This window comes from Clostridium senegalense (assembly GCF_018916625.1).
In the GTDB taxonomy this organism is placed as follows: Bacteria; Bacillota; Clostridia; order Clostridiales; family Clostridiaceae; genus Clostridium_J; species Clostridium_J senegalense.
In genome coordinates this window covers 15926-39648 of record NZ_JAHLNC010000003.1, presented here as the reverse complement: position 1 = coordinate 39648, position 23723 = coordinate 15926, and the positions used below count along the sequence as shown (strand labels likewise).

Sequence of the window (23723 nt, the reverse complement as noted above, 5' to 3'; positions counted from 1 at the left end):
TATGGAAAATAAAAATAATAAAATTGAAGATAAAAAAAGTTACTTAACCTTAGACTCAAGAAAAAGAATGACCATAGATGGTGTTCAAGAGATTATAAGTTTTGATGAAGAACAAATACTTTTAAACACTGTTTTGGGTGCAATGGACATAAGAGGCGAAAATTTAAAAATGAATAAACTAGATGTGCAAAATGGGGATGTTATGATTAGTGGCAAAATAACATATATTGTATACACAAGCGATGAAAAAAAACCAAGAAAGGGAAAAGGGGCTTTATCAAAGCTTTTTAGGTAACAATTATGTTATTTACAATGGAAAGACAAGTATCACTCTTAATTTTTAGCATTTTAAGTGGTATGATAATAGGAGTACTTTTTGATATTTACAGAATAATTCGTGGATTTGAAGATGTTGGTAAAATAATAACAACTATTCAGGACATATTATTTTGGACAGCTACAGGATCTATAGTGTTCTTATTTATGATGTACACTAATTATGCATACATGGATTTTAATATTTTTATATATATTGCACTAGGTTTATTTATTTATATAAAATTTATTAGCAGAACGTTTATAGACATGTTAAGACAGGTAATGTATGGAATATCAACGTTTATAAGAAGAATTTTTTATATTTTGTCTTATCCTGTAAGAATTTGTTTAAATAGAGTAAAAGGAAAAATAAAAAATTAACATAAAACATCTTGAACAAATGAACAATACAAATTAAAATATACTTATATGTTAATGATAAGTATATTTTAATTTTTTATAATTGCAAATATATTCTTAGTACTTATTTTTTATTTGTCTATGGGTGGTGAGTATTGTGTTTAAAAATAAAAAATGTAAATATATAATTTTAGGATGTTTAGGTATATATATATCTTACGTTTTAATTCAACAACAGGTTATAATGCATAGACAGAATAAAGAACTAACAAACTACACTGTAGAACACGACAGATTAAAAAAAGAAAATAAAAAATTACAGGATGAAGTTGAGCTATCCAAAACCGATAAGTATATTGAAAAATTGGCTAGAGAAAAACTAGGACTTATTAAAGACGGTGAGACTCCTGTAATAGATAACAGTGTAAGTGAAAAATAGACTTTATGTTGTTTATAGCGTAATATACTGTAGATGACATAATATATAAATTAAAACATTATTTAAGGAGGAGTCTTTTTAATATGACCTTAAAGGCTGGAAGTATAGTAGAAGGTAAAGTAGTGAACATAACTAATTTTGGTGCTTTTGTTGAAGTGGAAGGAAAAACAGGTCTTGTCCATATTTCGGAAGTATCAGATGTATTTGTAAAGGATGTTAGAGAACATCTAAAAGAAAATGATGTTGTTAAAGTGAAAGTAATTTCAGTTGATGACAATGGAAAAATGAGTTTATCTATAAAGCAAGCGGGAGTACCTAAAAAATCTTGCAAACCTATGGAAATAGATTGGGATAAGGAAAAATCGAAAAGCGGATCTTCTTCATTTGAGGATAGAATGTCTAAATTTCTAAAGGATAGTGAAGAAAGATTTCAAGATTTAAAAAGAAGCCAAGATAATAAAGGCCGTGGCTACAATAAAAAAAGTTATTAATATAAAATAAAAGAGTGTTAATCACTCTTTTTTTTAACTTGTAGTTTAAATTTTGAATTTTTGCACAATATAAGTATATAATTCCTAATTATATATTAAGGCTTAAAATAAGAATGATAAAAAATATAAAATGCAAATTCACCTTTAAAACCTATAAGATTCATAGTGAAAATGAATAAAATTACATAAAATAATTCAGAAAAAAATAAGTTTAAAAATTCTGACAAAAAACCAAAGTTTACTAAACGTTGAAAATACTAGCTTTAAAGGAAAATTGCATGTTATAAAAAAACTGTTGACAATAGTTTGATATTACACTATAATAAATATTGTCGTCAGGCAGTGATGACAAAAAATGCAACAAAGCAACAAAATGCTTGAGTGGCGGAACAGGCAGACGCACAGGACTTAAAATCCTGCGGTGGTTAAACACCGTACCGGTTCGATTCCGGTCTCAAGCACCAATGTCGCGGGGTGGAGCAGCTGGTAGCTCGTCGGGCTCATAACCCGAAGGTCACAGGTTCAAGTCCTGTCCCCGCAACCACATGGCGGAATAGCTCAGCTGGCTAGAGCATTCGGTTCATACCCGAAGTGTCGTAGGTTCAAGTCCTATTTCCGCTACCATTTTAAATGCAATGTTGTGTTTGAAAAATAAATACGCTTGAGTGGCGGAACAGGCAGACGCACAGGACTTAAAATCCTGCGGTGGTTAAACACCGTACCGGTTCGATTCCGGTCTCAAGCACCAACATCGCGGGGTGGAGCAGCTGGTAGCTCGTCGGGCTCATAACCCGAAGGTCACAGGTTCAAGTCCTGTCCCCGCAACCAATTTTTAATTTAATAAATACGCTTGAGTGGCGGAACAGGCAGACGCACAGGACTTAAAATCCTGCGGTGGTTAAACACCGTACCGGTTCGATTCCGGTCTCAAGCACCAATGTCGCGGGGTGGAGCAGCTGGTAGCTCGTCGGGCTCATAACCCGAAGGTCACAGGTTCAAGTCCTGTCCCCGCAACCAACATGGCGGAATAGCTCAGCTGGCTAGAGCATTCGGTTCATACCCGAAGTGTCGTAGGTTCAAGTCCTATTTCCGCTACCAGAGACTCACTATATATAGTGAGTCTTTTTCGTTTTGAAAAATAAAATTAATATATAAAAATCTACAATAAAAACCTTTCAGGAAAATATTACCATAAATTTACTTTAAAAAAATTCATTTTACAAAGAGATTACACTTTATACGACACAAAAGTTATCCCCTATAAAAAACACAAAAATAGAATATAAATAAAAAATAAATTTACAAAAATTGGATAAATCCCTCCATTAACATATTTCTTATAAAAATATTAATAAATTATGTATGACATTAGGAATTATATAAAAGTACAATTAGGGAAAAAATGTCAGAAATAAATTTCAAGTACCTACCAGTAATTGACATTTAATTCCAGAGACCTTTGCTATAATAAATTTATCGATTGAGACAAGGAATTATTAAATTAAGGGGTAGGTGGTTATAGATGCAATATGGAGCAGATGTATTTCCATATAAAAGAATAAAAAAATCAAATAGTAATAAAATTAAAGAGCAGGAAAGAAGCAAGAGGATTTTTCTTAAAATTTCAGGTATGTTTCTAATTAGTTTGTTAATTAGTAGAACGATGATAATTAATAGTACTGCTCCATTCGGAATTGCATTTCTAATAGTAGTACTAAATAATGACGATTATAGACTTACATTATCATCAGCTTTTGGAACAATAATGGGATATATAACTATGCAAAGTTATGTTAAAGATATAAGTATGTATTATGTTATTATTCCAAGTGTAGTTTTATTATCACTATTATTGTCCCATATAGATTTAAGTGAAAAATATAAAAAGATAGTGACGTGGGCAGTTTTAACTATTGGAATGTTTTCTTACAATATAATAATTAATGAATTTGGAATGGGTATGGCTGGAGTTTCAACACTTACGAATTTATGTTGCATATTCCCAATATATTTTATTCTTCAGATAAGTGATGTATGCTTTAAAGAATTAAAAACTAAACATCTTTTTAAGGATGAAGAAGTAGTATGTATGGCTATTTTGATATCCATAGTTATTGCAGGTACATGGGGGATAAAAATATTTGGTGTATCAGTGACTAATGTACTCGCCTTTACAGCTGTATTAGGTATAAGCTATATTAGCGGAAGTGCTGTAGCTGGAACTGTAGGACTGGCCATGGGGGCTATAATTGGGATGAGCAATCAAAATTTATTAATATATATAACTGTATTAGGTATGGTAGGGCTTATTAGTGGAATTTTTAAAGAAGGTGGACGAGCTTTTGTGTCCTTATCATTTTTAGTTACATTCTTAATAGTTAAAGTGTATTTATTAACATCATCCTTTGCAGATGTTAGCAGTTTTGCTTTAATGGATGGAATATTAGCAATAGGAATATTTGCACTGATGCCAGGGCGAGTTTATGATACTATAGGCTCTGAAATTAATTCAGAGAAAAAACGAATAAATTTAGATAGAAATTATTTAAATAATATAAAAAATATGTATTTGAATAAGCTTGATAATTTTTCAGATGTATTGTCAAATATGTCTGATATCCTATCGGAATTAGTTGACAATGACAAGTTATTAATGACAAGTAAAAGTACTGAGTTAGTAGATAATTTAGCAGCACGTGTCTGCGGTGATTGTAATGCTAATTGTATATGTTGGAATAGAGAACATCATCTAACTTATAATGCTTTTTCTGAGCTTATTGAAAATCAGCAGAAAAAATCTAATAGATTTCCTATGGAATTAGAAAGGAAGTGTTTAAAAAAAGGTGCTCTTATAAGAAATTCAGAGGATGTAGTTAATAAATATATAATAAGTGAGATGTGGAGAACTAGATTAAGTGAAGGAAGGGAGCTTTTAGCAAGTCAAATAAATAATATGGCAAAGTCAGTAGATGAACTAGTTCAAGAATTTAATGAAGAGCTTAAAAATGACGGGAAATTAGAAAGGGATATAATTAAGCTTTTAGATAAGAATAAAATATATTATGATGATGTATTTTGTATAAAAGATAAAAATGATAGGAGTGTTATAAGAATAACTGCAACACAATATGGCTCTTTACAAGTATATTCAAATAGAATTTTACCAATCATAGAGGAAGCTGCAGGAACCAATATGGTTGTAAATGAAGATGGTTGTTATATAAATTCTAATACAAATAGTTGTATTGCAGTTTTTGAAGAGGCACCTAATTTAAAAGTAGTTACCTATATGGCTAAGGCGAGTAAAGACGGATATACAGTTCATGGAGATAGCTATAGCTTTGGAAATACTAGTATAGGAAACTATATGATGCTAGTAAGTGATGGTATGGGGTCAGGTCCACAAGCAGGTAGAGAAAGTGAAGCGGCAGTAGAATTAATTGAAAAGTTTATAAATGCTGGGTTTAGTAAGACTACAGCCATTAATACAGTTAATTCTATAATGACCTTGAAATTTTGTGAAGAAGAGAAATTCTCTACTATAGACTTAAGTACTATAGATTTATATAGTGGAGAAATAGATTTTATGAAAGTTGGTGCAGTGGCTAGTTTCATAAAATCTGATGATGTAGTAGATATAATTAAATCTAAAAGTCTACCTATTGGAGTTTTAGATGAAGTTGATATAGATACTTGTACAAGAAAGGTTAAACATGGTGATTTAGTAGTTATGCTTACAGATGGCGTATCTGATGTTGAAGAGGCAGGGGGGATTGGTTGGATTTTAGATTATATGGGTAGACATGATGAAGATGTTGAAAATTTAGCAAGCGGAATAATAGAAGAAGCTAAAAGGCTTGGAAAAAATAAAGTGGGAGATGATATGACTGTTTTAGTATCAAAAGTATATAATCAATATAATGCAGGATAATATGTTATTGTCAGTATTAGACTAAGGTATAAAATGAAGAAGTGTTAATAACATTTCTTCATTTTTTAAGTTAATATACAGTAAATTTCTATATCTAACTAAAGCTATATTCAAGGTTCACAACCGTAACAAATTATATAATTGACAATGGACAATTGACATTTGACAATTATGGAGGAAACCGGATCACCAGTTTCTTTTGAATTGCTAGGGACTGGCTTTGATTTATTAGCTAAGAAGTACAAAGCTAGGAGAGCATCTAATTTTAAGTGAAGTAAATAAATTTACCGTGCCTGTCCCATTTGTTATAGAGGTAGTACTATAAGGATTTGATTGTTTAAGTGTGTTGCTAAAACTGGTGATGGGGACCGACTTTGAGTACCATTGGAGAGAATTTAAAATCAACAAAAGCATATATACTAAAGTATAGCAAAGTAGCCAATTACGCGTCTGTCCCTCTTGTGATGGAGGCGGAACATAGGATAGATGCCTTACTTATTTGAGGTAGCGGGTTTTAAAAATTGACAAAGGACAAAGGACAATTGATAATTAAAAAAATTAAGGATTAAGAATTATGAATTAAGAATTCAGGAGGAAAGTGGCAACCACTTTCTGAAAATGATTTAAAAAAATATGTTCAAAATTACTAAGAACGAAGTGACTAGTAATAACCGCAATTCTTAACTAAATTAAGTTATTAACTAAAATTAATAAATAGTTTGTATTTAAAAATAATAGTTGTTAAAAAGTTAATTAACATTTAATATTAATACATAGATTACTTTTATAAATACATAAGATAATTTCATGAAAAATAGTGAATAATGAATAATGATTTCAATATAATATTTGTTCTTTTTCTTTTATTAAATTATAATTTGTGATAATATGATTAAATGAACATTGTAATAATAGGAAGTGATAATGTTTTGCAAAATACAGTTTTAAGTACAATAAATACTTATAGTATGATAAAAAATAACGATAAAATCTTAGTTGCGTTATCAGGTGGACCAGATTCTATGGCGTTACTACATGTTTTAGACTCCTTAAAAGATAAATTAAATGTAAAAATAGGAGCAGCTCATTTAAATCATCTTTTAAGAGGGGAAGATGCCCAAAATGATGAAAAGGTATGTGAAAACTTTTGCAATGAAAGAAATATTGATTTTCATGTTAGAAGAATAGATATTGATGAAATGGCGAAGTCTAAAGGAGTATCCCATGAAATGGCTGGTAGGGAAGCAAGATATAATTTTTTTGAGGAATTAATGAATAAATGTGGGTATAATAAAGTAGCAATTGCTCATAATTTAAATGATCAAGCGGAAACTGTGCTTATGAGAATGATGCGAGGTTCTGGTATAGAAGGATTGGTTGGAATAAAACCAGTTAGAGATGAAATTTTTATAAGACCGCTAATAGAAACTTCAAGAAAAGAAATAGAAAAATACTGTGATGATAATAATTTGAAACCAGCTATCGATAAAACAAATTTTGAGAATATTTATGCTAGAAATAAAGTGAGATTAGAATTAATTCCATATATAGAAGAACATTTTAATAAAGACATAATAAAAACTCTTAATAGAATGTCTAGGGTAATTAATGAAGATAATGAATTTGTAGAAGATTTTTCCAAAAAAATATTCAAAAAATATTGTTATAAAAAACAGGATAGAGTTATAATATATAAAGATGCATTTAGTGAGCATAAATCTATAGTTTCAAGAGTGTTAAGAATGGCTATAATGCAAGTAAAAGGCAATTTATATAACATAGAAAGTGGTCACATTAATGACATAATTAAATTGTATAATCACAATACTGGTAAAACCTTAATGTTACCAGAAGGAATAAGAGTTGACAATGTTTATAAGGATATACATATTTATATATGTGATACTAAACAAAAAGAGGATACCAACTTTAATCTAAAGTTAAATATAGATGAAAAAATATATTGTGATGAATTATCAAAATATATAACTTTAAAATCTATATATAATAAGAAAGATTTTAAAATGGAAAATAATGATATGATAAAATATTTCGATTTAGATAAAATTAAAGGTGATATTTCTATAAGATACAGAAAAAATGGAGATAAATTCTCAATGCTAGGAATGAAGGGGAGTAAAAAGATAAAAGATATTTTTATTGATTTGAAGGTTCCTAGGGAAGAACGAGATTTTATTCCATTAATATGTTTTGATAATGAAATATCATGGATAGTTGGGTTTAGAGTAAGTGAGAAATTTAAAATTGATAGAAATACTAAAAATATTTTACGTATATCAATAGAAAGGTAGGTTAATTTATGGAGGCAGATATAAAAGAGGTATTAATATCAGAAGAAGAACTAAAGGCAAAAGTAAAGGAATTAGGAGCTCAGATAACCAAGGATTATAAAGGTAAAGATTTATTGGTATTGGGAATATTAAAAGGATCTGTTATGTTTATGTCTGATCTTTTAAGAGAAATAAAAACACCATGCTACATGGATTTTATGGCTGTATCTAGTTATGGTAATTCATCTGAAAGTTCAGGTATTGTAAAAATTATAAAAGATTTAGATTTCGAAGTTAAAGGAAAACATGTTTTAATAGTTGAAGACATAATTGATTCAGGGGTTACACTTAAATATTTAATGAAATATTTAGCAGCAAGAAATCCTGAAAGCTTAGAAATAGCAAGTTTATTAAATAAACCAGAAAGAAGAAAAGAAGATGTTCATGCTAAATATTTAGGATATGATGTACCAGATGAATTTTTAGTTGGATATGGTCTTGATTATTCAGAAAGATATAGAAATTTACCTTACATAGGTATATTAAAAGAATCTGTTTACAAAAAGTAGTTTATATGAATTCATATTGAACTCTTTATGATATAATAGTTAGTAACTTAAAATTAAAACACTTTTAGAAAGAGAGGGGGGCCTTTAGTGAAGAAGTTTTCGAGTGCAACGGCCTGGTTATTAGTTTTAATTCTAGTAATTGTTTCAGCTTTTACACTTTATGATGGAAAAGGCAATGTTACGCAGTTAAATGCTATTCAATTTGAAACATACTGGAAAGATAGTAAAGTTAAAACAGCTCAAATGGATGAAGATAGGATGACAATAGTTGGTGAACTAAAAGATGGCACCAAATATGTTACCGCTTTACCAGAAAAAGCTTTTCTTGATTTAAAACAAGATTATGAGAATAAAGGATTAGAATCCTTATCATTTACACCGCCACAAGAGGTTCCATTTTGGTTTACTATGTTACCAACATTCTTAATAATAATAATGTTAGTAGCATTCTGGGGAATGTTTATGCAACAATCTGGTGGAGGCGGTGGAAACCGTGGTGTTATGAACTTTGGAAAAAGTAAAGCTAAAATGGCAACACCAGATAAAAAGAAAGTTACATTTAAAGATGTAGCAGGTGAAGATGAGGAAAAAGAAGAACTAGCAGAAATAGTAGATTTTCTTAAAAGTCCTAAAAGATATATAGATGTAGGTGCAAGAATACCTAAAGGGGTCCTTTTAGTTGGTCCTCCAGGAACAGGTAAAACATTACTTGCAAAAGCTGTAGCTGGAGAAGCTGGAGTTCCATTCTTTAGTATATCAGGATCAGATTTCGTTGAGATGTTTGTAGGTGTAGGTGCTTCAAGAGTAAGAGACTTATTTGAGCAAGCAAAGAAAAACTCACCATGTATAATATTTATCGATGAGATTGATGCTGTTGGTAGACAAAGAGGAGCCGGTCTTGGCGGTGGTCATGATGAGAGAGAACAAACATTAAACCAATTACTAGTTGAAATGGACGGTTTTGGAGTTAATGAAGGAATTATCATGATAGCAGCAACAAACAGACCAGACATACTAGACCCAGCATTATTAAGACCTGGTAGATTTGACAGACAAATAGTTGTTGGAGCGCCAGATGTAAAGGGTAGAGAAGAAGTCTTAAAAGTTCACTCTAGAAATAAACCATTAGGCGAAGATGTTGATTTAAAAGTATTAGCAAAAAGAACTCCTGGATTTACTGGAGCAGACTTAGAAAACTTAATGAATGAGGCTGCATTATTAACAGTAAGAGGAAATAAAAAAGTTATAACAATGGAAGAGCTTGAAGAAGCTATTACAAGAGTAATTGCAGGTCCAGAGAAGAAATCTAGAGTAATAAGTGAAAAAGATAAGAGATTAACAGCTTATCATGAAGCTGGTCACGCAGTTGTTTCAAAATATCTTCCAAATTCATATGCAGTACATGAAATAAGTATAATTCCAAGAGGAATGGCTGGAGGATATACTCTTCACTTACCAGATGAAGATACAAGTTATACATCACGTTCTAAGTTAAAAGACGAGATGGTTGGTCTTTTAGGAGGAAGAGTTGCAGAGGCTATAATACTTAAAGAAATAAGTACTGGAGCTAAAAATGATATTGATAGAACAAGTTCTATAGCTAAGAAAATGGTTATGGAATATGGTATGAGTGATAAATTAGGTCCTATATCATATGGTAAAGAACAAGGTGAAGTTTTCTTAGGAAGAGATATTGGTCATTCAAGAGATTTCTCAGAAGAGGTTGCATCATTAATAGATCAAGAAATAAGAGATTTAGTTGATGAAGCTTATGTTAGAGCTAAAACAATATTAACTGAAAATGTTGATAAATTACATGCAGTTGCTATGGCTCTTATGGAAAAAGAAAAACTTACAGCTGAGGAATTCAACTTAATTATGGATGGCAAAAGCTTAGATGAATTAGAAGTAAAAGCTGAAAGCGAAAATAAATCTTTAGAAGAAGAAAAGGCTGTAGATGTAGTAGAAAATACTGTGGAAAATAAAATTTCAGAGGAAAATGAAACTACAATAGATAAAGCTGATATTATAGATAAAGAAGATTAAAAAAGAAGGGCAAGAAAAGCCCTTCTTTTTATTTTACGAACAATATAAAAAAAATAGTGAAAAAATACGTAACATGTCGTATAATAATATTAAAAACAAAAACAAAGTATGTAAAATACAACAAATAATCAATAGGTTTATATATTAACAATTAATTTACAAATATTTCATTTTAAGTAGAATATAAAATAATAATATATAGGTATACAACTATAGGATTATAGAATAACATTTAAAATTAATGGATATAAACCGATTAAATATACTAACAATAAAATTTTATTTAAAAATATAATTAAAATTTTTAGTAAGTATAACATTTAATGTTATTTAGTGATACAATTTAATAATAATTAGTTAAACGTATAGTGAAATAAGCTTGAACTTCAATATAAAAAATAAAATCTGAATGTTCATTATATAGTTTATTATCATTATTTTAGAATATAAGGTCATATGTATATAAGATATGGAATATGATTTTATATTTCTGTATTAAATTTTTAAGTGAAAATTTAAAGGGGGTTTTATAATTATGATGACAGATATTGAAATTGCACAAAGCGCTAAAATGCTACCTATTGTTGATGTAGCTAAAAAAGTAGGATTATCAGAGGATGATATAGAGCTTTATGGTAAATATAAAGCAAAGGTATCTTTAGACGTTTTAAAGAAAAATAATAAGGACGGTAAGTTAATATTAGTTACTGCTATTAATCCAACACCAGCAGGAGAAGGAAAGTCAACAGTTACAATAGGATTAGGTCAAGCTTTATGTAAAATGCAAAAGAATGCAGTTATTGCATTAAGAGAGCCTTCTTTAGGACCAGTTTTTGGAGTTAAAGGGGGAGCAGCTGGTGGTGGTTATGCACAAGTTGTTCCAATGGAAGATATAAACTTACACTTTACAGGAGATATGCATGCTATAACAACAGCAAATAACCTTTTAAGTGCAGCTATAGATAACCATATTCATCAAGGAAACTCATTAAAAATAGATTCAAGAAAGGTACTTTTCAAAAGAGTACTTGATATGAATGATAGAGCATTAAGAAAAGTTATTGTTGGTCTAGGTGGAACTGCAAATGGATTTACAAGAGAAGATGGATTTACTATAACTGTTGCTTCAGAAATAATGGCAATATTATGTTTATCAAATGATTTGATGGATTTAAAAGAGAGATTCGGAAACATATTAGTAGCTTATAACACAGATGGAGAACCTGTATATTGTAAAGATTTAAAAGTAAATGGTGCTATGGCTATGCTTATGAAAGATGCTATAAAACCAAACTTAGTTCAAACTTTAGATAATACACCAGCTATAATACATGGGGGACCATTTGCTAATATTGCTCATGGATGTAATAGTATATTAGCTACAAAAATGGCTTTAAAATTAGGTGATTATGCAATAACAGAAGCTGGTTTTGGAGCTGATTTAGGAGCTGAAAAATTCTTTGACATAAAATGTAGATATGGAAGCTTAAATCCCAGTGCTGTAGTTTTAGTAGCTACTATTAGAGCTTTAAAACATCATGGCGGAGTGAAGAAAGAAAATTTAAATGTTTCTAATGTAGAAGCTTTATCTAAAGGTATAGAAAACTTAGAAAAACAAATAGAAAATGTTCAAAAATTTGGTGTGCCTGTAGTTGTGGCAATAAACAAATTTATAACTGATAGTAATGAAGAAGTTGAATTTATAAAAGACTTCTGTGAGAAAAAAGGCGTAGAAGTATCTTTAACCGAAGTTTGGGAAAAAGGTGCAGATGGCGGATTAGATCTTGCTGAAAAAGTAGTGAAAACTATAGAAGAAAGTGAAAGTAATTTTAAAGTCCTTTATGATGAAAAGCTTTCTGTACAAGAGAAAATTGAAATTATTGCCAAAGAAATATATGGAGCTGATGGAGTAGAGTTTGTTCCAGCAGTAAAAAAACAAATAGCTCAAATAGAAAAAATAGGTGCGGATAAATTACCTATATGTGTAGCTAAAACACAAAATTCTTTATCAGATAATGGAAGTCTTTTAGGAAGACCAAGAGGATTTAAAATTACAGTTAAAGAAGTTAGATTATCAAATGGTGCAGGATTTATAGTAGCACTTACAGGTAACATAATGACTATGCCAGGGTTACCTAAAGTTCCTGCAGCAGAAAAAATAGATATAAGAGAAGATGGAGTAATAGAAGGACTATTTTAAATGAATAATTTGAAATATGAATTTTAAAATTTGAGAATCATTCTAAATGAATAAATAAATTATTAAGAAACCCATTATAAATTGAAAAATTTATAATGGGTTTTGTTGTTTAAAAATATAAGGCATAATCAAAGAATAGTAGACCAGCATTCTAACTTATCTGTAGTAAATACTTTGTCTGTCAAACCTAGATATATCCGTATTATGACTGGATTTAACCTTGTTATTTCGTAACAAATAGTTTTCTAGATTTTATTTAGTATTTATTTTCATAGGCCTAAAAAAGACGGAATTACAGTTAAGAGTTGCAAATTTTAAGTCTTTTTTTTCAATACACAGAAAAATGAAATAAAACCTGCACAATCGGTATACAATCTGAATTTTTTGTGATATTATTGTTGTTGGGTAACATGAGTATTTGAAAGTCAGGAGGCAATGAGATGGATAAACTTGATGTATTTGATGAAGTTATGCATAGAGCACACCAAGGTGGTGGCAAAGAAAAGGTTGATATGCAACACAACTTAAAGAAACTAACTGCTAGAGAAAGAATTTTATCTATACTAGATAATGGCTCGTTTATAGAAGTTGGTGGGTTAATTAAAAAAAATGGTTCAGGGGTTATAGCAGGTCATGGAACTATAAATGGCAGGTTAGTATATATTTATGCAGAAGATTATACTGTAGATGGTGCTACATTTAATAGGTTTGCGGCAGAAAAAATCTGCAATATAATGGACAAGGCTGCACAGTGTGGTGCACCAATAATTAAAGTTTTTGATTCTATTGGTGGGAATATATCACAAGGAGTTGAACTTTTATCTTCTTATGGAAAGGTTTTAAGAAAAACTTCAAAATTAAATGGAGTTATTCCACAAATATCTGTAGTAGCTGGACCATGTAATGGTATTATGGCTGCTAATGCAACACTAAGTGATTTTGTTGTTGTAATTGAAGGATTATCCAAATTAAGTATAAATACAAATGATTCATTAAGAGTGGCAGAAAGCAATTATATAGATAATAAATTATTTGATAGTGAAGAAAGTATTAAAAGTGGAAATGCTAACTTTGTTGTAAAAACAGAGGAAGAAGCATTAAATATTACAAGAAAAATACTTGAATTTATACCATCTAATAGCTTGGAAATGGCACCATTATCTTGTGAAGATAATAGTTTAAATGATAAAAAAGATAATTTAAATAAAGCAGCTATAGATGAAACTTTTAATGGAGAATTAGTTATAAATACAATTGCAGATGAAGGTTCTACTTTAGAAGTTAACAAAAATTTAGAGTCTGCAATAAAAACTTATTTAATTAAATTAAATGGATTAACAGTTGGGGTTATAGCTAATGGTAATGAAAAGAGTAAATTAGATAGAAAACTTTCAACTAAAGTGTGTAGATTTGTAAGAATATGTGATAGTTTTAACATACCAATATTAAGCATTGTTGATACTTTAGGATTTGAAGCAAATTTAAAAGAAGAGATAAATGGTGTAGCTAGTGACGTAGGTACTATGATATATGCATTATCTGATTCAACTGTTCCAAAAGTATCATTAGTTATAGGTGAAGCTTATGGTGCTGGTTATTTATGTTTAGCAAGTAAGGAAGCTGCTTTCGATGTAAGTTTAGCTTGGCCAACAGCAAAGATAGCTTTAACTAATCCAAAGAATCAAATAAAAAATAAATATATAGATGAAATAATTAATGCAGAAAATAAAGAAGCTAAAGAAGCTGAATTAATAAAAGAGCATATAAATGAATATGAAGATCCATATTTAGCAGCAGAAGTTGGATTAATAGATAGTATTATTAAACCAAGTGAAACTAAACAAATGGTATTTGCTATGTTAGATATGTTACAAAGTAAAAGAGAGTTAAGCTACCCTAAGAAACATGGAAAAAATCTACTTTAGGGAGGTAAGAATATGACAGGAAGTGTATTAGAGAAATTTATTTTTGCAGTAGGTGTATCGGTAGTTGCTATGCTTATAGTTTTTGTAGTGCTAATTATACTTATGTTTATAATAAAATTTCAAAACAGCATTTTTGAAAAAAGAAATGCTAAAAATGTAAAAAAAGAAAAACCTGAAGATACAGTTATTGTAACGAAAGTTGAAGAAAATGAAGAAGTTGAACTTCAAGACGACTCAGAGATTGTGGCAGCTATAATTGGGGCCTTATCTCTTCAATTAGATGTTCCAACTTCTGGTTTAAATATAAGAAGTATAAAAAGGGTATCAAATTCTAATTGGAATAATAATTCAAGGTAGAGCTTGTTAAGGAGGAATTGTTTATTATGAAAAGATATAATGTAACTGTTAATGGAAATGTTTATCAAGTTGAGGTAGAAGAAGTAAAAGGTGAGTTTACATCAGTACCTCAACCAAATAATACAGCAGTGAAAACTGCACCAAAGGTTCAAGAAACTCCAGTAGCGGAAAAGAAATCAACTGCTGAAGGAGAAAAATTGGAAAGTCCAATGCCAGGAACTATTGTAAAAATAAATGCTGTAGAAGGCGCTAAAGTGAAAAAAGGTGAGGTTTTATTCGTTTTAGAAGCAATGAAAATGGAAAATGAAATTATGGCACCAGTAGATGGTACTGTTGTACAAGTTAGTGTACCAAAAGGAGCATCTGTAAACACAGGAGATATATTAGCTGTTATTGGATAGCAAAAGGAGGCAAAATAAATGAATATTTTACAAGTGTTACAAGAACTATTAGCTTCCTCTGGCTTTGCAGCAATAACTTGGAAAGAAATAGTTATGCTTGCAGTAGCTTGCTTGTTAATATATTTAGCTATAGCTAAAGAGTTTGAGCCATTATTATTATTACCAATAGCATTTGGTATGTTGTTAACAAATTTACCATTAGCAGATATAATGGCAGAACCATCAAATGGAGCGGCTGGAGGACTTCTTTATTATTTATCTAGAGGGGTTAAATTAGAAATATTCCCGCCATTAATTTTCTTGGGCGTAGGAGCAATGACGGACTTTGGTCCATTACTTGCTAATCCATCTAGTGTGCTTATGGGTGCAGGAGCTCAATTTGGAGTATTCTTTGCATTTATAGTAGCTATGGTTTTAGGATTTACACCACAAGAGGCTGCATCAATAGGAATAATTGGAGGAGCGGATGGTCCAACGGCTATATTCTTAACTAATAAGTTGGCACCGCACTTATTGGGGCCTATAGCTGTTGCTGCTTATTCATATATGGCATTAGTGCCTATGATTCAACCACCTATAATGAAGGCTTTAACAACAGATAAGGAAAGAACTATAAAAATGGGGGGATTAAGACAAGTATCTAAAACAGAGAAAATTATATTCCCTATAGTTGTTGCTATATTAGTAATATTGTTCTTACCTTCATTGAAATCACTTGTAGGTATGTTGATGCTTGGAAACTTATTTAAAGAATCAGGAGTTGTTGGAAGACTTACAGATACAGCTCAAAATGCGTTAATAAACATAATTACTATATTCTTAGGCTTATCTGTTGGAGCTACAGCTAAAGCAGAAGTTTTCTTAACACCAAAGACTATAGGAATAGTAATTTTAGGAGTTGTAGCATTCTCTGTTGCAACTGCATCCGGCGTTTTAATAGGAAAACTAATGTGTAAACTTACAAAGGGAAGAATAAACCCACTTATAGGTTCAGCAGGAGTTTCAGCAGTTCCAATGGCTGCTAGAGTTTCACAAGTAGTTGGACAAGAGTATGATCCAACAAACTTCTTATTAATGTATGCAATGGGACCTAATGTTGCAGGAGTAATCGGTAGTGCTGTTGCAGCAGGAGTATTGCTATCTATATTTGGATAGTGATTAAAATATAATATAATGTAGTAAAAATTTAAAATAGAGTGCCTTAAAATGATTTTTATCATGATATGGCACTCTTTATTAATTTTTTGTATAGAAGTATAGGGAAACAAGCTCCAATTTAAATTTATTCAATAACTTTAAAATATTTTCACACAAAATACAGTGTTGAATTTTAAGTAATTCGGAGCATGTCTCACTATTTTAGGTATCCAAGTTTTGGAATGGATAATTTTAAAAGTCAACTTGGAACGCTATATAGGATTCTAAAATGAATTTTAAACTTATGAATTTATCAAATGAGAAAATTTAAGATTAATATTATACTAATATTTTAGTTAAGAGTTAATAGTGAATAGTTGAGGTGATTAGTACTCACTATGTTCCTAATAATACTAAACGCACTTTTTCTATTTTATATAAATTTGCAAAGCAAATTATAGTATTAGGTTAAAAGAAACTATATTCTAGTTTCATCCTAAACTATTAACTAGCGATAGTTGTACTTATTTTTTCTTAACTGATAACAAAAAATTGATGTATAAAATTAATTTTGAGATTGTATTCTTATATATAATAAGTATACTCCTTTTTATTATTGAGAATAATATTAAAAAGGAGTGGTTATATGCTATTTCAAAATAAAGAAGACATTATTGAAGTTATAGGTAAAGAAAAAAACCTTCTAAAAAAGTATAAAAGATATTTAGATAGTTCAACTAATCCCCAATCTATAAGTGTTTTAAATGAATTAATAGATAAGCATAGTACTCACTTGGAGACACTAAATAAGTTTTTAAATGGATAAAAACTTAGAAATAGAAAAACTAAGGAAAACATTCATTTAGCTATTAGAGAGAGCTGAGGTAAAGAATTTAGGCTACTTGACAAAATATATTAACTTGTTAAAATTAAATTATTATTTTATAATGTTTTTATTAGTAGATTCTATAAAGCAGCTGGCAAGGCTGCTTTTAATTGTATAGAGGTGAATTTTATGGTTTTTGTATTGGATGTTGGAAACACTAATATAGTATTGGGCATATATAAAGATAAGAAACTTATGGTTGATTGGAGATTATCTACTGATCATAAAAGAAGTTCTGATGAATATGGAATACAGGTTAGGCAATTATTTGAGCAAAATAATATTAAAGCTTCGGATATTGAAGGAATAATAATTTCTTCAGTTGTACCTAATATAATGTATTCATTAGAACATATGATTAGAAAATATTTTAATCAAAACCCTATAGTTGTAGGACCAGGGGTTAAAACAGGAATAAACATAAAATATGATAATCCTAAGGAAGTTGGAGCAGATAGAATTGTTAATGCTGTGGCAGCTTTTGAAACTTATAAAAAATCTATGATAATAATAGACTTTGGAACGGCTACTACATTTTGTGCTATAACTAAAAATGCAGATTATTTAGGTGGAACTATTTGTCCTGGTATAAAAATTTCATCTGATGCTTTATTTGAAAGAGCAGCAAAGCTTCCAAGAGTTGAGCTTGTAAAACCAGATACAGTAATTTGTAAAAATACAGTAGCAAGTATGCAAGCTGGAATTGTATGTGGTTATGTAGGGCAGGTAGATTATATAGTTAATAAGATGAAAAAAGAGATGATGGCTAAAGGTGAGGAAGATCCAATTGTAATAGCAACTGGAGGACTTGCTACATTAATAGCACAAGATTCACAAACAATAGATAAAGTTGAACCATTTTTAACATTAGATGGGTTAAGAATGATATATGAAAAGAATAAAGAATAGGTGATGCAATGAAAATATCAAACCTTGAATTTGAAAACAATGTGTTTTTAGCCCCAATGGCAGGAGTTACTGACATTGCATATAGAGGTATATGCAAAGAGATGGGGTGTGGGCTAGTTTATACTGAAATGGTTAGTGCAAAAGGTTTATTTTATGGAAGTAGAAATACAGAGGTTCTTATGAGAACGTCAGAAGAAGAAAGACCAGTTGCTATTCAGATTTTCGGTAGTGATCCTAAAATAATGGCTCATGCTTGTGAAGTATTTAATGAGAGAGAGGATATTTCTATAGTTGATGTAAATATGGGATGTCCTGTACCTAAAATAGTAAAAAACGGAGAAGGCTCTGCTTTGATGAAAAATCCTAAGCTTGCATCTGAAATTATTAGAGAGATGAAAAAGGTAAGTAATAAGCCAGTAACAGTAAAGTTTAGAAAAGGGTTTGATGAGGATAATATAAATGCAGTAGAATTTGCAAAGTATGTAGAAGATGCAGGTGTTGATGCTATTGCTATTCATGGAAGAACTAGAGCACAAATGTATAACGGAAATGCAGATTGGAACATAATAGGAAAAGTAAAAGAAGCAGTTAGTATTCCGGTTATAGGAAATGGAGATGTATTTTCTTATGAAGATGCATTAAAAATGAAAGAATTAACTAATTGTGATGGTATAATGGTAGCTAGAGGAGCTATGGGAAATCCTTGGATATTTAGAGAAATACAAAATGCTTTTAGTAAAAATGAGGTGTTAAAACCTACAGATTTAGAAAAAGTTGAAATGTGCATAAGGCATCTAGATTTAGCTGTAAAATATTTTGAAGAAATAAAGGCTATAAGAGAGATGCGTAAACATATAGCGTGGTACATAAAAGGGTTAAGGTATTGTACAGACATAAAAGATAAAGTAAATTGTATGACTAAATATGAAGAGCTTAGAGAACTATTAATTGAATATAAAAATGTCTTTGTGGATAGGATATAAAAAATATGCCAAAACCCTACATTAATTAGTAATATCCTTTTATTGACACAATTATATTACTGATTTATAATAACTTAAAGTATTAAACCGTGTAACGCATCTTGAAAAAAATAAACAAGTCGGAATGATCGTCTATTTTGTGTTATACTGCGTTAACAGAACCCTTAGATAGTGCTACTATCTGTGGAACCTGTTTCCTTGTCTAACTCAAAATATACTTCCCATCTTTGACTTATTATTTAGTTTCAGATGCCTAAAACAAATTATTTTAATATGTTTATCAATAGAATTAACTATATTATATTATATATCGTTAAAGGGGAGAAGAAAATGAGCGATACTAAAAAGTATGTAATGACGTACGAAGGCGTAAAAAAATTAGAAGAAGAATTAGAATTCTTAAAAACTGTGAAGAGAAAAGAAATAACTGAAAAGATAAAAGTTGCTTTAGGATATGGAGATTTAAGTGAAAACTCAGAATATGATGAAGCAAAAAATGAACAGGCTTTTGTAGAAGGAAGAATAATACAACTTGAGAACATGTTAAGAAATGCATCAGTTGTAGATGAAAGCGAACTAGACAACGATATAGTTAGTGTAGGCTCTATAGTAAGAGTTAAAGACTTTCAGTTTGATGAAGAAGTTGAGTTTGCAATTGTAGGGTCAGCAGAAGCAGATCCTATGGAAAATAAAATATCTAACGAGTCACCAGTTGGAAGTGCCCTTATCGGTAAAGGTGTTGGTGATGTAGTAGAAGCAATAATTCCGGATGGAACTAGTAAGTATGAGATAATTGAAATCAGAAGATCTTAGGAGGTTATTAACATGGAAGAAAATAACACAAGAGAATTAGAAATAGAAGATATACAAGCTAAAGAAGAAGAATTTAACGAACAGGTTACAATAAGAAGACAAAAATTAGCTGAACTTCAAGAGCAGGGTAAAGATCCTTTTGATGTATATAAGGTTAATAGAACTCATAATTCACAAGAAGTTAAAGAACAATTTGAAGAATTAGGAGATAATCTTGTAACTATAGCTGGAAGACTTATGTCAAAAAGAATCCAAGGTAAAGCAGGATTCTGTGATGTTCATGATAGAGATGGTAAAATACAAATATATGTTAGATTAGATGCAGTTGGAGAAGAGTCTTTTAAAGATGCTAAAACTTTTGATATTGGAGATTTTGTAACTGTAACAGGTACAGCTTTTGTTACTAGAACAGGAGAAACTTCAATACGTGCAAAAGAAATAACATTAATATCAAAATCTTTAAAACCATTACCAGAAAAATGGCATGGACTTAAAAATCCAGATTTAAAATATAGACAAAGAGAAGTAGACCTTGTTATGAATAAGGATGTTAGAGATACATTCATGAAGAGAATTAACATAATAAAAGCTATAAGAGAATTCTTAGATAATAGAGGATACTTAGAGGTTGAAACTCCAATACTATCACCTATTGCAGGGGGAGCCGCTGCTAGACCTTTTGTAACTCATCATAACACATTAGATATAGACATGTACCTAAGAATAGCTACAGAATTATATTTAAAAAGATGTATAGTTGGTGGATTCGAAAAGGTTTATGATATGGGTAAAAACTTCAGAAATGAAGGAATGAGTATAAGACATAACCCAGAGTTTACAATGATAGAGTTATATGAAGCTTATGCTGATTATAATGATATGATGGAAATAATGGAACAACTTGTTGCATATGCATGTGAAAAAGTACATGGAACAACTAAAGTTACGTACCAAGGAACAGAAATAGATTTCACACCACCTTGGAGAAGAATAACAATGGTTGATGCTGTAAAAGAATATGCAGGTATAGATTTTAATGAAATAAAAACAGATGAAGAAGCTCAAAAAATTGCTAAAGAGAAACATTTAGAATTCCCTAAAGCAATAGATAAAGTAACAAAGGGTGAAGTATTAAATATGTTATTTGAAGAATATGGAGAAGAACATTTAATACAACCAACATTCCTTTGTGATTATCCTGTTGAAATATCACCATTAACTAAGAAAAAACGTGGTAATGAAGGATTTACAGAAAGATTCGAAGGTTTTGTTTATGGTAGAGAAGTATGTAATGCATACTCAGAGCTTAATGATCCAATAGTTCAAAGAGATAGATTTGCACAACAAGCAAATGAAAGAGAACTTGGTGATGATGAGGCTTATGTTATAGATGAAGAATTCATGAATGCATTAGAAATAGGTATGCCTCCAACAGGTGGATTAGGAATTGGTATAGATAGAATAGTAATGTTCTTAACTGATTCAACATCTATAAGAGACGTAATATTATTCCCTACAATGAAACCATTACAATAAGAAAAATTTCATTTAAATATAAAGAATAAAGCCTAAAAGTTTTAGGCTTTATTCTTTTATTTAAAAAATAAAAAAAATAAGAAAAACTACTTGAAAAAAAATAAAAGTTTATGTATAATGAAAGTGTAAATTAATTAAATATTCCGCGATAGCTCAACGGTGGAGCACTCGGCTGTTAACCGATAGGTTGAAGGTTCGAATCCTTTTCGCGGAGCCATTTGAATTTTCAAGTAATACAGTTGTATTACTTTTTTTTGAATAAAAAATATAAAAAAGGACATACATATATTTAGAAGTATTTTTAATAATATAGAACCAAAGACTATTTTAGTTCATAGTATAATATAAAAACTAAAAAGTATTGTCTTGACAATGAAAGTTATTTTGATAAAATAGGTATATATAATTTAATAGATATATGATGAGAAAGAAGAGTAACAATAAAGAATTAAAAGAGAGATGGTGTTTGGTGTAAACCATTATGAATTTATTGTGAATGGAGCTTTTGAGTATAGTTGGAAGAGTTGAGCTATTGCTAATAAGGGTGGAACCGCGGAATTAAATTTCGTCCCTTAACTAGTAATGGTTTTTTTATTTTTAGAAACAAAAAAGGAGGAAGTATTATGACAGAAATAACTATGGATAAGATTATTAGCTTATGTAAAAATAGAGGTTTTATATTTGCTGGGTCAGAGATTTATGGAGGACTAGCAAATTCTTGGGATTATGGTCCTATAGGTGTAGAATTTAAAAACAATGTAAAAAAAGCATGGTGGAAAAAGTTTGTTCAAGAAAGTCCATATAACGTAGGATTAGATTGTTCAATACTTATGAATCCACAAGTTTGGGTTGCTACAGGACATGTAGGTGGTTTCTCAGACCCATTAATGGATTGTAAAGAATGTAAAGCTAGATTTAGAGCAGATAAATTAGTTGAAGATCACATGGCTGCGCAAGGAGCTGAATTTGCAGTAGCAGATGGATGGACTAACGAAGAATATAAAAATTATATTGAGAAAAATGAAATAGTATGTCCTAAATGTGGAAAAAGAAATTTCACTGATATAAGAAAATTTAACTTAATGTTTAAAACATTCCAAGGTATAACAGAAGATAATAAATCAGAAATATACTTAAGACCTGAAACAGCTCAAGGTATATTTGTAAACTTTAAAAATGCTCAAAGAGCATCTAGAAAAAAAGTACCATTTGGAGTAGCTCAAGTTGGTAAATCTTTTAGAAATGAAATAACTCCAGGAAACTTTACATTTAGAACTAGAGAATTCGAACAAATGGAACTTGAATTCTTCTGTAAACCAGGAACTGATTTAGAGTGGTTTGAATACTGGAAAGATTATTGTAAAAAATTCTTATTTGATTTAGGAATGAGAGAAGAAAGCTTAAGATTTAGAGATCATAGCAAAGAAGAATTATCTTTCTATAGTAATGCAACATGTGATATAGAATTCTTATTCCCATTTGGATGGGGCGAACTATGGGGAATAGCTGATAGAACAGATTACGATTTAAAAAGACATATGGAACATTCAGGTGAGGATATGAAATATCTAGATCCTACAACTAATGAAAAATATGTACCATATGTAATAGAACCATCATTAGGTGCAGACAGAGTAGCTTTAGCGTTTTTAATAAATGCATATGAAGAAGAAGAATTAGAAGGCGGAGATGTAAGAAATGTATTACACTTACACCCTGCATTAGCACCATTTAAAGCTGCAGTATTACCACTAAGCAAGAAATTAAGTGAAAAGTCATTAGAAGTATATTCTATGCTTGCTAAAAAATTCAATATTGAATATGATGAAGCAGGAAGTATAGGAAAAAGATATAGAAGACAAGATGAGATTGGAACTCCGCTTTGTATAACTGTTGACTTTGATACAATGGAAGATAATACTGTTACAATTAGAGATAGAGATACAATGGAACAAATAAGATTATCAGTAGATGATTTAGTTAAATATATAGAAGAAAAAATAGAGTTTTAATAAATAAAATAAAAATCCCAACAAAAACTTGTTGGGATTTTAATTAGGTGTTTTTAAAAATAGCAGTTTACTATTCTTATATATTTTATATAGTATATCATGGTAAAAATAAAGTATTT

At 30.0% G+C, this 23723-nt stretch carries 19 protein-coding genes and 9 tRNA genes; all 28 read left to right on the top strand.

Going from position 1 to position 23723, the window contains the following annotated elements; translation table 11 throughout:
• The first annotated feature begins 1 nt into the window (after window position 1).
• The 28 genes from yabP to KQI36_RS07400 all read left to right on the top strand — a co-directional run bounded on the left by yabP (window position 2) and on the right by KQI36_RS07400 (window position 23604).
• Window positions 2-295: a sporulation protein YabP gene (gene yabP / locus KQI36_RS07535; protein ID WP_216450404.1), complete on the top strand. Its 294-nt coding sequence runs from the start codon at window positions 2-4 to the stop codon at window positions 293-295.
• A 5-nt stretch (window positions 296-300) separates the two neighbouring features.
• The gene (gene yabQ, locus KQI36_RS07530; RefSeq protein WP_010297708.1) at window positions 301-699 is read left to right on the top strand and encodes a spore cortex biosynthesis protein YabQ; all 399 of its coding nucleotides are present in this window, start codon (window positions 301-303) and stop codon (window positions 697-699) included.
• A gap of 136 nt (window positions 700-835) precedes the next feature.
• Window positions 836-1117, top strand: coding sequence for an FtsB family cell division protein (locus KQI36_RS07525; RefSeq protein WP_010297705.1), 282 nt, complete (start codon window positions 836-838; stop codon window positions 1115-1117).
• An 83-nt stretch (window positions 1118-1200) separates the two neighbouring features.
• The gene (locus KQI36_RS07520; protein WP_010297702.1) at window positions 1201-1608 is read left to right on the top strand and encodes a S1 domain-containing RNA-binding protein; all 408 of its coding nucleotides are present in this window, start codon (window positions 1201-1203) and stop codon (window positions 1606-1608) included.
• Between the two features lie 375 nt (window positions 1609-1983).
• A tRNA-Leu gene (locus tag KQI36_RS07515) sits at window positions 1984-2072 on the top strand.
• Window positions 2073-2076: 4 nt separating this feature from the next.
• Window positions 2077-2152 (top strand) — tRNA-Met (locus KQI36_RS07510).
• 3 nt (window positions 2153-2155) lie between these two features.
• Window positions 2156-2232 (top strand) — tRNA-Met (locus KQI36_RS07505).
• Between the two features lie 35 nt (window positions 2233-2267).
• Window positions 2268-2356: transfer RNA gene (locus tag KQI36_RS07500), tRNA-Leu, on the top strand.
• Window positions 2357-2360: 4 nt separating this feature from the next.
• Window positions 2361-2436: transfer RNA gene (locus KQI36_RS07495), tRNA-Met, on the top strand.
• 20 nt (window positions 2437-2456) lie between these two features.
• Window positions 2457-2545, top strand: a tRNA-Leu gene (locus KQI36_RS07490).
• A 4-nt stretch (window positions 2546-2549) separates the two neighbouring features.
• A tRNA-Met gene (locus tag KQI36_RS07485) sits at window positions 2550-2625 on the top strand.
• A 4-nt stretch (window positions 2626-2629) separates the two neighbouring features.
• Window positions 2630-2706 (top strand) — tRNA-Met (locus KQI36_RS07480).
• 424 nt (window positions 2707-3130) lie between these two features.
• A complete protein-coding gene (gene spoIIE, locus KQI36_RS07475; RefSeq protein WP_216450403.1) occupies window positions 3131-5539 on the top strand; it encodes a stage II sporulation protein E in 2409 nt (802 codons plus the stop codon).
• A gap of 929 nt (window positions 5540-6468) precedes the next feature.
• A complete protein-coding gene (tilS, locus tag KQI36_RS07470) occupies window positions 6469-7851 on the top strand; it encodes a tRNA lysidine(34) synthetase TilS (protein ID WP_216450402.1) in 1383 nt (460 codons plus the stop codon).
• Between the two features lie 8 nt (window positions 7852-7859).
• On the top strand, window positions 7860-8399 hold the full coding sequence (gene hpt / locus KQI36_RS07465) for a hypoxanthine phosphoribosyltransferase (RefSeq protein WP_199870388.1): 540 nt from the start codon (window positions 7860-7862) through the stop codon (window positions 8397-8399).
• Between the two features lie 87 nt (window positions 8400-8486).
• Window positions 8487-10445 carry an ATP-dependent zinc metalloprotease FtsH gene (gene ftsH / locus KQI36_RS07460; RefSeq protein ID WP_010297692.1) on the top strand — a complete coding sequence of 653 codons (1959 nt, stop codon included), beginning with the start codon at window positions 8487-8489 and terminating at the stop codon, window positions 10443-10445.
• A 535-nt stretch (window positions 10446-10980) separates the two neighbouring features.
• Window positions 10981-12645, top strand: a complete 1665-nt coding sequence (locus KQI36_RS07455) for a formate--tetrahydrofolate ligase (protein ID WP_216450401.1) — start codon at window positions 10981-10983, stop codon at window positions 12643-12645.
• 440 nt (window positions 12646-13085) lie between these two features.
• Complete coding sequence (locus KQI36_RS07450) at window positions 13086-14570, top strand: acyl-CoA carboxylase subunit beta (RefSeq protein ID WP_216450400.1); 1485 nt, start codon at window positions 13086-13088, stop codon at window positions 14568-14570.
• 12 nt (window positions 14571-14582) lie between these two features.
• Entirely contained in the window at window positions 14583-14927 is a 345-nt protein-coding gene (locus KQI36_RS07445) for an OadG family protein (protein ID WP_010297683.1), read from the top strand.
• A gap of 26 nt (window positions 14928-14953) precedes the next feature.
• Window positions 14954-15328 (top strand): biotin/lipoyl-containing protein, encoded by a 375-nt coding sequence (locus tag KQI36_RS07440; RefSeq protein ID WP_216450399.1) that lies wholly within the window; start codon window positions 14954-14956, stop codon window positions 15326-15328.
• Between the two features lie 18 nt (window positions 15329-15346).
• Window positions 15347-16483, top strand: a complete 1137-nt coding sequence (locus KQI36_RS07435; RefSeq protein ID WP_216450398.1) for a sodium ion-translocating decarboxylase subunit beta — start codon at window positions 15347-15349, stop codon at window positions 16481-16483.
• A gap of 628 nt (window positions 16484-17111) precedes the next feature.
• Entirely contained in the window at window positions 17112-17291 is a 180-nt protein-coding gene (locus tag KQI36_RS07430) for a hypothetical protein (RefSeq protein ID WP_216450397.1), read from the top strand.
• 189 nt (window positions 17292-17480) lie between these two features.
• Window positions 17481-18260, top strand: a complete 780-nt coding sequence (locus KQI36_RS07425) for a type III pantothenate kinase (RefSeq protein WP_010297674.1) — start codon at window positions 17481-17483, stop codon at window positions 18258-18260.
• 8 nt (window positions 18261-18268) lie between these two features.
• The gene (gene dusB / locus KQI36_RS07420) at window positions 18269-19243 is read left to right on the top strand and encodes a tRNA dihydrouridine synthase DusB (protein WP_216450396.1); all 975 of its coding nucleotides are present in this window, start codon (window positions 18269-18271) and stop codon (window positions 19241-19243) included.
• A 330-nt stretch (window positions 19244-19573) separates the two neighbouring features.
• A complete protein-coding gene (gene greA, locus KQI36_RS07415) occupies window positions 19574-20056 on the top strand; it encodes a transcription elongation factor GreA (RefSeq protein ID WP_010297669.1) in 483 nt (160 codons plus the stop codon).
• 12 nt (window positions 20057-20068) lie between these two features.
• Entirely contained in the window at window positions 20069-21592 is a 1524-nt protein-coding gene (lysS, locus tag KQI36_RS07410; protein ID WP_216450395.1) for a lysine--tRNA ligase, read from the top strand.
• Window positions 21593-21734: 142 nt separating this feature from the next.
• Window positions 21735-21809: transfer RNA gene (locus KQI36_RS07405), tRNA-Asn, on the top strand.
• A 403-nt stretch (window positions 21810-22212) separates the two neighbouring features.
• A complete protein-coding gene (locus tag KQI36_RS07400) occupies window positions 22213-23604 on the top strand; it encodes a glycine--tRNA ligase (protein WP_216450567.1) in 1392 nt (463 codons plus the stop codon).
• Window positions 23605-23723 lie beyond the last annotated feature (119 nt).